Source organism: Acinetobacter sp. 789_lipA (assembly GCF_058242845.1).
The window spans coordinates 105,279-117,614 of sequence record NZ_JBZAYS010000002.1; the positions used below are offsets into that span (position 1 = coordinate 105,279).

The 12,336-nt window shown below is 35.9% G+C and carries 10 protein-coding genes and 2 pseudogenes; 6 read left to right on the forward strand and 6 right to left on the reverse strand.

Features of this window, described 5'->3' with window-relative positions; all coding sequences use genetic code 11:
* Nucleotides 1-44 precede the first annotated feature (44 nt).
* The 3 genes from AC4CUZ_RS19085 to AC4CUZ_RS19095 form a co-directional block, all read right to left on the reverse strand.
* Nucleotides 45-965 carry a copper resistance protein B gene (locus AC4CUZ_RS19085; RefSeq protein WP_005401398.1) on the reverse strand — a complete coding sequence of 307 codons (921 nt, stop codon included), beginning with the start codon at nt 963-965 and terminating at the stop codon, nt 45-47.
* Nucleotides 952-2,805 (reverse strand): copper resistance system multicopper oxidase, encoded by a 1,854-nt coding sequence (locus AC4CUZ_RS19090; protein WP_490748106.1) that lies wholly within the window; start codon nt 2,803-2,805, stop codon nt 952-954. Before AC4CUZ_RS19090 ends, AC4CUZ_RS19085 begins: the two co-directional genes overlap by 14 nt.
* Before the next feature lie 89 nt (nt 2,806-2,894).
* The gene (locus AC4CUZ_RS19095; RefSeq protein ID WP_004281865.1) at nt 2,895-3,191 is read right to left on the reverse strand and encodes a hypothetical protein; all 297 of its coding nucleotides are present in this window, start codon (nt 3,189-3,191) and stop codon (nt 2,895-2,897) included.
* Nucleotides 3,192-3,339: 148 nt separating this feature from the next.
* On the opposite strand from AC4CUZ_RS19095, the gene AC4CUZ_RS19100 reads away from it, so the two are divergent.
* Together AC4CUZ_RS19100 and AC4CUZ_RS19105 are read left to right on the forward strand one after the other, a co-directional pair.
* Nucleotides 3,340-4,020: a heavy metal response regulator transcription factor gene (locus tag AC4CUZ_RS19100; protein ID WP_294164469.1), complete on the forward strand. Its 681-nt coding sequence runs from the start codon at nt 3,340-3,342 to the stop codon at nt 4,018-4,020.
* On the forward strand, nt 4,013-5,389 hold the full coding sequence (locus tag AC4CUZ_RS19105; RefSeq protein ID WP_294164468.1) for a heavy metal sensor histidine kinase: 1,377 nt from the start codon (nt 4,013-4,015) through the stop codon (nt 5,387-5,389). Before AC4CUZ_RS19100 ends, AC4CUZ_RS19105 begins: the two co-directional genes overlap by 8 nt.
* A gap of 163 nt (nt 5,390-5,552) precedes the next feature.
* On the opposite strand, the gene AC4CUZ_RS19110 is transcribed toward AC4CUZ_RS19105, so the two are convergent.
* The 3 genes and pseudogenes from AC4CUZ_RS19110 to AC4CUZ_RS19120 form a co-directional block, all read right to left on the reverse strand.
* Nucleotides 5,553-6,581: an IS701 family transposase gene (locus AC4CUZ_RS19110; RefSeq protein ID WP_490748107.1), complete on the reverse strand. Its 1,029-nt coding sequence runs from the start codon at nt 6,579-6,581 to the stop codon at nt 5,553-5,555.
* Nucleotides 6,582-6,648: 67 nt separating this feature from the next.
* Nucleotides 6,649-8,745: pseudogene (locus AC4CUZ_RS19115) on the reverse strand (copper-transporting P-type ATPase); the annotation flags it as partial.
* A 105-nt stretch (nt 8,746-8,850) separates the two neighbouring features.
* Nucleotides 8,851-9,021, reverse strand: a pseudogene (locus AC4CUZ_RS19120) (YHS domain-containing protein); the annotation flags it as partial.
* Between the two features lie 275 nt (nt 9,022-9,296).
* On the opposite strand from AC4CUZ_RS19120, the gene AC4CUZ_RS19125 reads away from it, so the two are divergent.
* The 4 genes from AC4CUZ_RS19125 (at nt 9,297) to AC4CUZ_RS19140 (ending at nt 12,277) form a co-directional block, all read left to right on the forward strand.
* Nucleotides 9,297-9,677, forward strand: a complete 381-nt coding sequence (locus AC4CUZ_RS19125) for a copper resistance CopC family protein (protein WP_279741808.1) — start codon at nt 9,297-9,299, stop codon at nt 9,675-9,677.
* A gap of 64 nt (nt 9,678-9,741) precedes the next feature.
* Nucleotides 9,742-10,623, forward strand: coding sequence for a copper resistance D family protein (locus tag AC4CUZ_RS19130; protein ID WP_294164466.1), 882 nt, complete (start codon nt 9,742-9,744; stop codon nt 10,621-10,623).
* A 148-nt stretch (nt 10,624-10,771) separates the two neighbouring features.
* Nucleotides 10,772-11,059: a hypothetical protein gene (locus tag AC4CUZ_RS19135; RefSeq protein ID WP_490748108.1), complete on the forward strand. Its 288-nt coding sequence runs from the start codon at nt 10,772-10,774 to the stop codon at nt 11,057-11,059.
* A gap of 285 nt (nt 11,060-11,344) precedes the next feature.
* The gene (locus AC4CUZ_RS19140) at nt 11,345-12,277 is read left to right on the forward strand and encodes an IS5 family transposase (RefSeq protein ID WP_490748109.1); all 933 of its coding nucleotides are present in this window, start codon (nt 11,345-11,347) and stop codon (nt 12,275-12,277) included.
* Nucleotides 12,278-12,336: the final 59 nt, after the last annotated feature.

Sequence of the window (12,336 nt, forward strand, 5' to 3'; positions counted from 1 at the left end):
AAAGGAATAGTACGCTAAACTACTATTCCTTTCATTAAATTATTTTAAAAAACTAATTCGATGCCTGCACCATATTTCCAGCCTTTTTCAGAATCCGTAGCCTCTTGCATAGAAGTGGCTTTCTGTCCTTTTTCATATTGGTAAGCAACGTCAATAAAAGGTTTAATTCGCTTAGTAATTTCATATCGGGTTTTGATCCCCGTTTTTAGTTCTGATAAACCTGATTTTGCAGCATAGTCAGAATCATCACTAAATACTACATCTGCTTCGATGTAAGGTTGAGTAATAAGTTTTTGAGTTAAAATTAAATCACGTTCGAATTCAAAACTTGTTCCCCAAAAGTTATTCTCTCCTCCATAAAGATATGCTTGTGTCTCAAAGAAATAAGGGGCTAATCCTAATATACCGATAACACCATCAATCCGATTGTTGTTTGGGCTGTTTTTATCTTCACTATATCGAACACCTGTTTGCACATCCCAAAATGGGGCTACATTACGACTATAGAGTGCAGATATATCATAATTAATATCACTGCTTTCTGGCTTTGCTAGATTCGCTTCGATAAATATACGATTTTCATCTGTCCCAATCAAAGTTTCAAACTTCGTTCCTAGTGTACCCTTACCATCTTCATCAACTATCCATGCATTTTCAAGTTTTGTTGCTTGATAAATTTGTCCGCCATGTTCTTTAAGATGATCATCATGAGATGGGGCTGATCTCTTTCTTGCGGTCAGAATAATATTATCTCCCCCATTTGCATTTTCCATTGAATAATATTCTGGATACAATTCTTGGGGGCTATATCTTAAGCCACCAGATTCCTGTAATAAGACTCTCATACCATTTGTAATATTACTTTCTTGTTCCGAAGTGCTGCTATTAGCAAAAGTTAAGTTTGATATACTTATTAATGCAATTGATAAGACTGTTTTTGAGAAGAAATTCTTAGTGATTTGCATGTGGATTTACTCCCTTCTCACTTATTGGGGGCTGAGCAACAATATTTTTTGAAACACTATCTTTGTCTACTTGGGCCACAATTAGTTTATTCATCATTCCTGCGCTCATATGGTAAAGCAGGTGGCAATGAATAGCCCACTCACCTAATTCATCGGCTGTAAGCAGAGTAGTTATAGTTTTCCCTGGTGGAACAATTACAGTATGTTTATTTGGTATATTGCTTGGATCTTGACCATTTTCAAGCTGCATGAACATACCATGTAAGTGCATTGGGTGAGCCATCATACTGTCATTTATAAATTTCAATCTAATCCGTTCACCATATTTAACTTCTAATGGCTCCGTTTCATTGAATTTTTTACCATTGATTGTCCAGATATAACGCTCCATATTTCCGCCAAGTCGTACTTCAATTTCGCGTTCTGGAGCACGAGTATCTTGTTGTTGGTCAAGAGCTTGAAGATCACTATATTGCAAAGCTTTTTTACCTACAGGGGTTGAAGCATTTGCCCATCCAAATACAGTATCGTCATTTGTATTTGATGAGTTTTTAGGAGCGGTATTCATTGACATATCATGATTCATATCTTTCATAGAAGACATATCATGATTCATATCTTTCATAGAAGACATATCATGATTCATATCTTTCATAGAAGACATATCATGATTCATATCTTTCATAGAAGACATATCATGATTCATATCTTTCATAGAAGACATATCATGATTCATATCTTTCATAGATGACATGTCATGGCTCATCCCCATATCTTCCATAGTTAATAAAGCACGAGGGCGAGATTTAGGCATCTCAATTTGTTTGACTGCTGGGCTGCTTTCTTCATGTAATGTTCCCACTGAAAAACCGGTACGATCAATAGATTCAGCTTCAATTTGGTAAAGTGCTTGTTTTGGTTCCACAATTACGTCATAAGTTTCAGCAGTACCAATACGGAACTCATCTACAGGAACGGGCTTTACAGGTTGACCATCAGCACTGACTACAGTCATTTTTAGGTTTGGAATGCGTACATCAAAGAATGACATAGCGGAAGCATTAATAAAACGAAGGCGAACTTTTTCACCAGCTTTGAAGTTACCCGTCCAATTTTGCTGAGGTGTCTTGCCATTCATTAAAAATGTATAACCAGTCACATCGGACATATCTGTTTTCAGCATTCGCATCTGATTCCACATAGAACGGTCTTGCCAAGTCGCTTTTAGCCCATCACGTTTAACTTGTTTTAATACATCGAATACTGTTTCGCGGCGGTTCTGATAGTAGTCTGCTTCTTTTTTAATATTTTTCATAATTTGATCACTTGTCGAATTATGAAAATCAGAAAGCAAAACAACGTAATCTTTATCGGTTTTTTCAGCAGCTGTTAGTGGAGTTTTATCTTTAGGATAAATAACAAAAGCACCATATAAACCGTCTTGTTCTTGTCCTTTACTATGTGAATGATACCAATAAGTACCATTTTGGCGGACTTTAAACTTATATTCATAAGTTTTATTAGGGGCAATGCCATTAAATTTGTTAAATCCAGGTACACCATCCATAATTCCAGGTAATAATAAGCCATGCCAATGGATTGAAGAGTCCTGATTTTTTAACTTATTGTGAACACGGATAACGGCCTCATCACCTTCTTCAAATTCAAGAAGTGGTGCAACGAATTTACCATTTACAGTAATTCTCTCAACTGGTTTTCCTGTGATATTTACAGTTTGTTCAGCGATTGTTAAATCATATTCTTTAACTGCCGCCATTACCCAAGTTGATGAAAATAAACCAACTCCAATTAAGAGTATATGACTTAACTTTTTTGACATTCTATCTCACCTTTAGAAAGGTCAAGATTGAAGTAATAAAGCAAATATTTAGTATAAACTTTAATACTTCTTTCTCGCTATTTATAAAATTATTTATTGCTACTAGGCATATTCATCTTTGAATGATCCATTTTAGAATGGTCCATATTCATCATAGAATGATCCATTTTTGACATGTCAGATGAGTTAGGAGACTGATGTTGACTATGATCTTGCTGAGTCTTGTCATCTTTTTCCATTTTACAAGGTTTTGTACAAGGTTCCTGTGCTTTTACCGTTTTAGTGGCACTTGAGGTTGATACATCTTTTGCCCAAGATTGAGTACCAGCAATTAAAGTTCCAGCACACATTAAAATTGTTAGACTACGACGCACTACGGTTTTCATAAGTTTCTCTAAAAGTTAATTTCTTGCTACTACAATAAAGTGAAGCATTGAACATCTAAGTGACTTGAAAATGACATTTTTGTAATCTATCTCGATCAGATGTTTTATAACGTTATTATAGTTTTAATGAATGACTTAGGATTCGGAAATGAGAATACTATTAGTTGAAGATGAACAAAAAACTGGTGATTATCTCAAGCAAGGTTTATCCGAAGCTGGCTATATTACGGACTGGGTTACAGATGGGTTAACGGGTAAACATCAAGCTCTTTCTGAAGAGTATGACTTAATTATTTTAGACGTGATGTTACCTGGACTAAATGGTTGGAATATTATCAATGATATTCGTAGCAGCGGTAAAACAATGCCCATTCTGTTTTTAACAGCCAGAGATCAGATAGAAGATCGAGTAAAAGGTCTAGAGTTAGGCGCTGATGATTATTTAATAAAGCCTTTTGCTTTTGCAGAGCTTCTTGCTCGAATCAAAACTCTCCTTAGACGAGGGCAGCAAAGAGAAGATAGTAATATTATTAAGATTGCTGATTTAGAACTTGATTTGAGAAAACGTCGGGTAACGCGAGCAGGTCAACGCATTGATTTAACGGCTAAAGAATTTGCTCTTATGGAGCTTTTTATGCGTAGAAGAGGTGAAATTCTACCAAGAGCACTTATTGCATCTCAAATTTGGGATATGAACTTTGATAGTGATACAAATGTAGTTGAAGTCGCTATTAAACGATTAAGAAATAAAGTAGATAGTAATTTTACCCCTAAGTTAATTCAAAATATTAGAGGAATGGGGTATGTATTAGAGGTAGAAGATGAATAATAAATTATTCAAATCTATCAGTTTTCGGATCGGTATTATTTTCTCATTATCTACTATTTTCATTCTAATTATTATGGGCTTATTCATAAATAAATTGGTAATACATCATTTTGAGACTCAAGACCGTACCCAATTAGAAGGTAAAATCCAGCTGATTCAGAATCTTATCCAACAGAATCCTAAAAATTCTCCAGAACTTAATCTATATTTGAGAGACGCTTTAGTTGGACACCATGATCTTATGGTTCAAATAGAACGACCGACAGGTAAAGTTTTATTTAGTTCAGCACCTTCAACAATTAATACTCAACACTTAACCAAGTCTGCAAATAACTCTTGGATTAAATGGAAAATTCAGGATAAGACTTATCGTGGCATCATCTACAACACGGAGATGAATAAAAATAATGTAATACAATCTGTACGAATTATTGTGGGGATCGATACCTCAGAACATCTACATTTTTTAAATGATTTTAAGCGCCAACTTTTTTACATTGGTTTAGCTGGAACGATTTGTTTAATGTTTTTAGGCTGGTTTGCAACCTGGAGAGGTTTAAGACCCGTGCAAAAAATGGCTCAGGTCGCAGAAGGCATTTCTGCCCAACATCTTTCAGAACGTTTAGAAGTTGAGCACACACCAACAGAACTAAAATCATTAGCAATCGCCTTCAATGATATGCTGGACAGACTAGAATCAGCTTTAGAAAAACTTTCCGATTTTTCATCTGATTTAGCACATGAAATTAGAACACCGATTAATAACTTAATGACTCAAACTCAAGTATGTCTTGCACGTAACCGAGATATTAATATCTATCAAGAAGTACTATTTTCTAATTTAGAAGAATTTGAACGTTTGGCTCGAATGGTGTCCGATATGCTTTTCTTAGCAAAAGCAGAACATGGCTTAAATTTACAGAACTTACAGGATATTGACCTGGTTAAAGAAGTTACAGCTTTATTTGATTTCTATGATGCGCTAGCTGCCGAAAAAAATATGATACTTCAACAAACAGGATCTGGAAATGTCAAAGGTGATCCTGCTATGTTACGTCGCGCACTCAGCAATCTATTATCTAATGCAGTTAAATATGGAAACAAGAATTCTACAATACGCATAAAAATTCAACAGAATTTAGATAACACAATGTTTTCAATTGAAAATGAAGGTCCTGAGATTTCTCCTGAACAACTATCCAGATTATTTGATCGATTTTATCGAACAGATGCATCTAGACAAAGGATAGAGGAAGGAACGGGATTGGGATTAGCCATAACCAAATCTATTCTTGATATGCTTGGAGCAACTATTCAAGCAGAATCAAAAAATGGTCGAATAATATTTACTATTATTTTTCAAAGGTAAGTTTAAACTAAAGTGATGATTCTAATGGATTAGATTCATCACTTTGAGTGTGCCTAACTAACTAGATAGATTTAGGTAAATCGAAAAATTTAGCTAAACACTACCCCAAAGTAAATCAAATCCTCGCACTATCGTATCTATATAATATAGGACTTACGCAGTATTATTTATAGATTCTCTGTGGTAGCAGATGATTTTTATCGAGAATAAAGTCATCAATGAAGTTTTTGATCATTGGTCTAAATAATTTCTTCTGCCAACGATATACATTTTCAAAGATCCGCTCAAACTGGTTCTTTTGTATCTCGACGTAGGCCATCAAGGCTGAAAAAATATGATTCAAAATCAGTTTAGATCGTCTTACTTGAAACTTTTCAATATGACAAACCTGTTTAATCACTCGGTGATATTGTTCTATTTTCCAATGACTTGAATGTAATTCATGAAAACCCTCAAAGGACAATAAATCATCTTCATCTTGATGCACAATATAAAACCTCTGCTGTTCTTTTAACTGAGTCTTAAATAATTGTACAAAGCCAAAATCTTTGAGCCAGACCACTTGACCCTGATGGAAATTTGGCAATAAACGCAGTTGAAACCATTGTCCTTTTTCTGGGGAAACCTTACGGTTACAGTCGATACCAAACATAAATCGAATACCATATTTTCTTATGGTTTTTAGATTTCCAGTCGATGAATACCAACTATCACCTGTAATAAATTGAATCTTTGCACCCCAACTGAGTACTTCACTTAACATATCCATAAAGTAATCATTCTTGGTTTTACTTTCAGATTTGTCATAAATTCGGAAATTAATTGGAATATTTTGACCATTTTGATCTGTCGCATACAAGGTAATGAGATTAATACCCTTGACGGATCGGTGGTGTTTGCCTGACCAAAAATAGCTAACTAAGTCCATATGCTGACTATACGGTTTATCTAAAACAGTATCATCAATACTGACTATAAGTTTATTATTATCAATATGTTGAATTGCTTCTTGATATAGGTCGTGAGGTGTGTAGTCTTCACGCTCTAGAAAGCGATTTACACTATCATGCGAGATGTTATAAGTCTCGGCAAGTTGTGTGCAGCTAATAGAGTTCGGTTCTGTCATGAGAAAGCCCATATAAATGGGTAGAGTACAAGTTGCTGTAGAAGCATGTTTAATTCGTCTGATCACAGATACTTTATAAAGTATTTTAATACTTTTTTGAATTCGTCAATGCGTAAGTCCTATAATATTTAAATCATAGACTTTTACGTCGTAAACGAAGAGCATTTGTAATCACTGAAGCGGAACTAAAACTCATTGCTACAGCAGCGATCATTGGTGATAACAACCAACCAGTAAATGGATATAATATGCCAGCAGCGATCGGAATACCTAAAGCATTGTAAAGGAAAGCGAACATGAGGTTTTGTTTCATATTGCTAACTGTGGCTTCTGACAATGAACGAGCAATAGCAATTCCTCGTAAATCGCCTTTAACCAGAGTCACTTGAGCGCTATTCATAGCCACATCAGTGCCTGTACCCATTGCAATCCCTACATTAGCCATGGCTAAAGCTGGAGCATCATTGATACCGTCACCTGCCATTGCAACGATATAACCCTGTTGCTGTAATTGATTCACTAACTTCAATTTATCTGCGGGTTTGACTTCACCATGCACTTCATCAATTCCTAAACGAGCACCTACAGCGCGTGCAGTAGTTAGACCATCTCCCGTTGCCATAATAATACGTAAACCAGCTCGTTTAAGTTCTGAGACTGCTTCATACGTACTGACCTTGATTGGATCGGATACTGCTAATAATCCAGATAAGACACCATCAACGGCAAGATACATTACACTTGCACCTTCAGTACGTAATTGTTCAGCTTGAGGGATGAGTGATTGAACAGATATATCCAACTGCTCCATTAGAGCAGTGTTGCCTAAAGATAATTGATGGCCTGAAACCACACCCTGAACTCCAATTCCTGAACCGGATTCGAAATTTTCAGGTTGTTCCAATATTAAACCTTGTTCACGTGATGCACGAACAATAGCATCAGCTAATGGGTGTTCACTACCTTGGTCAAGACTAGCTGCTAAGCGCAAGACTTCAGATTTTTCCATGCCTGATAACGCCACTACTCGGTCAAATACAGGCCGACCCTCAGTTAAAGTACCAGTCTTATCAATGATTAATGTATCAATCTTATGAAAATTTTCAATTGCAGCTGCATCTCTAAATAATACCCCTTGGGTGGCTCCACGTCCTGTAGCAACCATAATAGACATTGGTGTCGCCAAGCCAAGTGCACAAGGGCAAGCAATAATAAGTACGGCTACTGCATTGATTAGGGCATAGACCCAACTTGGTTCTGGACCAAATATTCCCCAGACAAAGAAAGTCATTAACGCAATAAGCACTACGGCTATCACAAACCAACTAGCAACATGGTCAGCCATACGTTGCATAGGAGCTTTAGATCTTTGAGCTTGGGCCACCATTTGAACAATTTGCGACAACATCATAGAAGAGCCGATTCTCTCTGAACGCATGATCAATGAACCGTTAGTATTAAGAGTTGCACCGATGACTTTATCACCAAGGCGTTTAGTTACTGGTACTGGCTCACCTGTCAACATAGATTCATCAACTGCACTACTCCCCTCAGTAACGATTCCGTCTACTGGTACTTTTTCACCTGGACGAATACGCAGTAAATCTCCTACATGGACATTAATAATTTCAATATCTTCTTCTGAGCCATCCGCCTGAATTCGTCTAGCTGTCTTTGGTGCTAGACCGAGAAGTGATTTAATGGCAGCTGAAGTTTGTGAACGAGCTTTTAACTCCATTACTTGACCGAGAAGCGTTAGGGAAATAATGACAACCGCAGCTTCAAAATAAACAGCGACACGTCCCATAGAAACAAATGAATTCGGGAAAATTTCTGGTGTAACAGTAGCGACAACGCTATAAATAAAAGCAGCCCCTGTACCAAGACTGATCAGCGTCCACATATTAGGACTGTGATTTATAACAGATTGCCAGCCTCGTAAAAAAAATGGCCAGCCAGCCCAGAGCACTACTGGAATAGATAACACTAATTCGATCCAGCTCTGAACAGTCATATCAAATAGATTAAGTTGATGACCAAACATCGCTAAAAAAGTTACGATAATAGTGAGTGGTAGTGTCCACCAAAATCTTCGCTTGAAATCACGTAATTCAGGATTATCTTCCTCTTCTAGCTCTGGAAGTAGGGGTTCTAAAGCCATCCCACACTTTGGACAGTTTCCTGGATGGTCCTGTCTGATTTCTGGATGCATCGGGCACGTATAGAGGGTTCCATTATCTATATTTTTTTGATTAATAGGAACTAGAGAGCTGTTATTTGAAGAATGATGGTGTCCTATAGTTTTTTCTATATTTTTAGATTTTTCTAGGTTCAAAATATACAGCTTGGGATCTGAGATAAACTTGGACTGACATTTTTGACTACAAAAATAATATTTTTTTGCCTCATATTCATGATGATAAGTAGAATCCTGAGTAATGTTCATTCCACACACTGGATCCTTAAGTGCATTTTCATAGATTGGATCTTTTTGATTCATAATCATCCTCACTCATGTTTAGAGATACTTTCAGTTTGAGTAATTCATCATTTTTATAAAGAAACAGTTCAACTGATCAATTACTACTGTTTGATTTTTAAATGAGTTTAGCATCTGTTTTTTTTGTATTTTTCAAAATGACATAAATGTAATTTTGAAGTCATCACTATGTTTCTATGTTTGATTAATAATTGAAATATAACTGGAGGTGGCGAAGTCTTATTAAATATAGATTTTATAAAGTCATTTCTAATGAATTACCAGATCAAGAGGAAACATAAATGAAATTATTTCAAAACAAAATGACCGCTCTACGCAATGTGTTAGTAGGTATCACTATGATAGTCGCAACTACAAATACATTCGCTCATGTGGGTTTGTTGAGTGCAACTCCTGCGGTAAATTCATCTGTTCTTAGTCAGCCAAAGAATTTGACCCTTAATTTTGGTGCAGAAGTAATGTTGATGAATGTTAAGTTGTTAGATGCTCAACGAAAAGATATCCCACTAAAATATCAAGTTAGTCATGATTTAAAAAAATCATTCGATATTGCAGTTCCGAAACTTAAAAAAGGTAAATATACCGTTGTTTGGACAACAATGGGGAAAGATGGTCATAACATGAATGGTGAATATAACTTCACTATCCAATCATCAAAATAAAAATTAATAATTCCTCAACATGCCAGCAATTTGCTGGCATGTTGTTCTAGCATAGGGAACAATAATGATTTCTGAATATTGGATGTGGGCGACGTGGTTAACTAAGGTTTTTTTATACCTTAGTGTAGCTTTTGTTGTAGGTGGGTTCTTCTGTTATGTCTTACTTAGACAATATCTTGTAATCAAAGAATCTCTTCTTAAATATATTACAATTGGTGCTGGATTAGGTTTGATTTCTAGCACATTAGGTTTTTTTATTCTAAATGGTAGTTTTGCTAATTCAGGTCTTATAGGTATGTGGGATCTCACATATTTAAATATCCTGATTAATACTCCTACGGGACAAATACAAATTATTCGGTCTATCAGCTTTGCTCTTTTACTAATAATTATGTTGGTAAAACTGAGCCGTAGAAAGATGGAAGTTTCTATAACAGAAAGTACAATATTTATTATTTTATTGACTCCTATTCTCTTTAGTTTTTCTCAACTCGGTCATGTGGCTAATTTACCATTTTTTGCTCAAATCTTGTTATCTGTCCATGTTTTATTCATGTCTTTATGGATGGGATCATTGTACCCTTTATGGAAAATCAGTCGAAAAATAAGTGGTTTACCTTTAAAGGATCGTATGCATATATTTGGGCGTATTGCAGCCTTTATTGTGGCCATACTAATCGTGTGTGGTACAAGTATAGCTTTCCTTTTATTTAAAGATATTAATAGTTTAATAAATACTCCTTATGGCTTGGGATTTATTATTAAAATACTTTTTGTCATGAGTATTTTAATGTTGGCAGCTTTCAATAAGTGGTATTTTACCCCACGCTTACAAAATCCTAAATTCGCTAAAAATCTGAGTTATGCCATTTTATTTGAAATGTTCCTAGGCTTTTCAATTCTTTTAACGACTGGTTATATCACCACAGTAGTAGGTATTGAGTAATAATAGATAAGCTCAAGGATGAGTATCAAATTGTAGTAATACTCGAATTATATTTTGCACAAATATCAAAAATGTAATTTTAAAGTCACCTAAATGTACTCAATGAGTAATTAAAATAAAATTAATATAGTCAATTATGAAATTTATCATGAAACGTTCACCCTACTTTTTTGCAATAATAATGTTCAGTCTTTCAAACTTAACTAATGCTTCTATACACACATCTCCAAATCAAACTATTGATCATTATGGCACTGGGAATGATGGAGACAATACCTCTGGTTTATTACTCAAAAATCCGCCACCAACACTTTATTCAAATAGTATTTCTGAAATGGATTTAAATGCCGAAAGAATCGATCATTATGGCACTGGGAATGATGGAGACAATACTTCTAGTTTATTACTCAAGAATCCTCCACCAACAGTTTATTAAAATAGTATTTCTGAAATGGATTTAAATTCTGAAAGAATCGATCATTATGGTACTGGGAATGATGGAGACAATACTTCTGGATTAATATTAATGTAGCGGGTGCAAGAATCCTCCACCAACAGTTTATTAAAATAGTATTTCTGAAATGGATTTAAATTCTGAAAGAATCGATCATTATGGTACTGGGAATGATGGAGACAATACTTCTGGATTAATATTAATGTAGCGGGTGGCTTTGTTGCACAAACCTATCTGTAAAGGGTTTTTCAGCGATATAATTTTCAAATGAAGAAGCCTACACATAAAATCTACCGCACAACCAATTGGCCCGCATATAACCGAGCACTCATGAGTCGCGGAAATATTGCCATTTGGTTTGATCCTGCTACGCAATGGTATGCGCCATCAAAAGGCAAACAAGGGCGAAATCAAACCTACTCCGACGCAGCCATCCAATGCTGCTTAATGATTAAATTCTTATTTCGTCTGTCTTTACGTATGGTCACTGGCTTTGTGCAAAGTCTGATTAAACTTTGCGGATTAAATTGGATAGCTCCAGATTACACCACGCTTTGTAGAAGACAAAAGCATATTGATATTGTAATCAGCTACCAAAAAAGTAGCGATGGGCTGCATCTACTCATGGACTCTACAGGCATGAAGTTTCTAGGTGAGGGCGAATGGAAGCGCAAGAAACATGGACCTGAATATCGTCGCCAATGGCGTAAACTACATATTGGTATAGATGCCAAAACCCTGCAAATACGAGCAGTTCAGCTTACAACCAATAATGTCAGTGATTCACAGGTGCTTGGTGATTTACTTAATCAGATTCCACAAGATGAGCGGATTGACTCTGTTTATACCGATGGAGCTTATGACACCAAGCAATGCCGTCAGGTCATTGCAGATCGGCAAGGGCATGCGGTGATTCCACCTAGAAAAAATGAGAAACCATGGAAAGATACAAAGAGTAGCTCGCTAGAGCGAAATGAATTACTTCGAACAATTAAACGTTTAGGCAGGACACTATGGAAAAAATGGTCAGGCTATCATCGGCGAAGTTTGGTTGAAACTAAGATGCATTGCATCAAATTATTAGGAGATAAACTCAGTGCAAGGAGTTTTGATAGCCAAGTGAATGAGATCCATGCACGTGTAGCAGTCCTTAACAGATTTACGGAATTAGGTCGACCACTTACCCAAGTTACGCCTTAAATTTAGCTCAATTAGGGGCGCTTTGCATTTCAAATCTTTGTGCAACAAAGCCTAATGGT

Coding starts and splice junctions, on each gene's coding strand:
- AC4CUZ_RS19085 (WP_005401398.1), bottom strand. CDS start 965: ATGCAAATCACTAAGAATTTCTTCTCAAAAACAGTCTTATCAATTGCA.
- AC4CUZ_RS19090 (WP_490748106.1), bottom strand. CDS start 2,805: ATGTCAAAAAAGTTAAGTCATATACTCTTAATTGGAGTTGGTTTATTT.
- AC4CUZ_RS19095 (WP_004281865.1), bottom strand. CDS start 3,191: ATGAAAACCGTAGTGCGTCGTAGTCTAACAATTTTAATGTGTGCTGGA.
- AC4CUZ_RS19100 (WP_294164469.1), top strand. CDS start 3,340: ATGAGAATACTATTAGTTGAAGATGAACAAAAAACTGGTGATTATCTC.
- AC4CUZ_RS19105 (WP_294164468.1), top strand. CDS start 4,013: ATGAATAATAAATTATTCAAATCTATCAGTTTTCGGATCGGTATTATT.
- AC4CUZ_RS19125 (WP_279741808.1), top strand. CDS start 9,297: ATGAAATTATTTCAAAACAAAATGACCGCTCTACGCAATGTGTTAGTA.
- AC4CUZ_RS19130 (WP_294164466.1), top strand. CDS start 9,742: ATGATTTCTGAATATTGGATGTGGGCGACGTGGTTAACTAAGGTTTTT.
- AC4CUZ_RS19135 (WP_490748108.1), top strand. CDS start 10,772: ATGAAACGTTCACCCTACTTTTTTGCAATAATAATGTTCAGTCTTTCA.
- AC4CUZ_RS19140 (WP_490748109.1), top strand. CDS start 11,345: ATGAAGAAGCCTACACATAAAATCTACCGCACAACCAATTGGCCCGCA.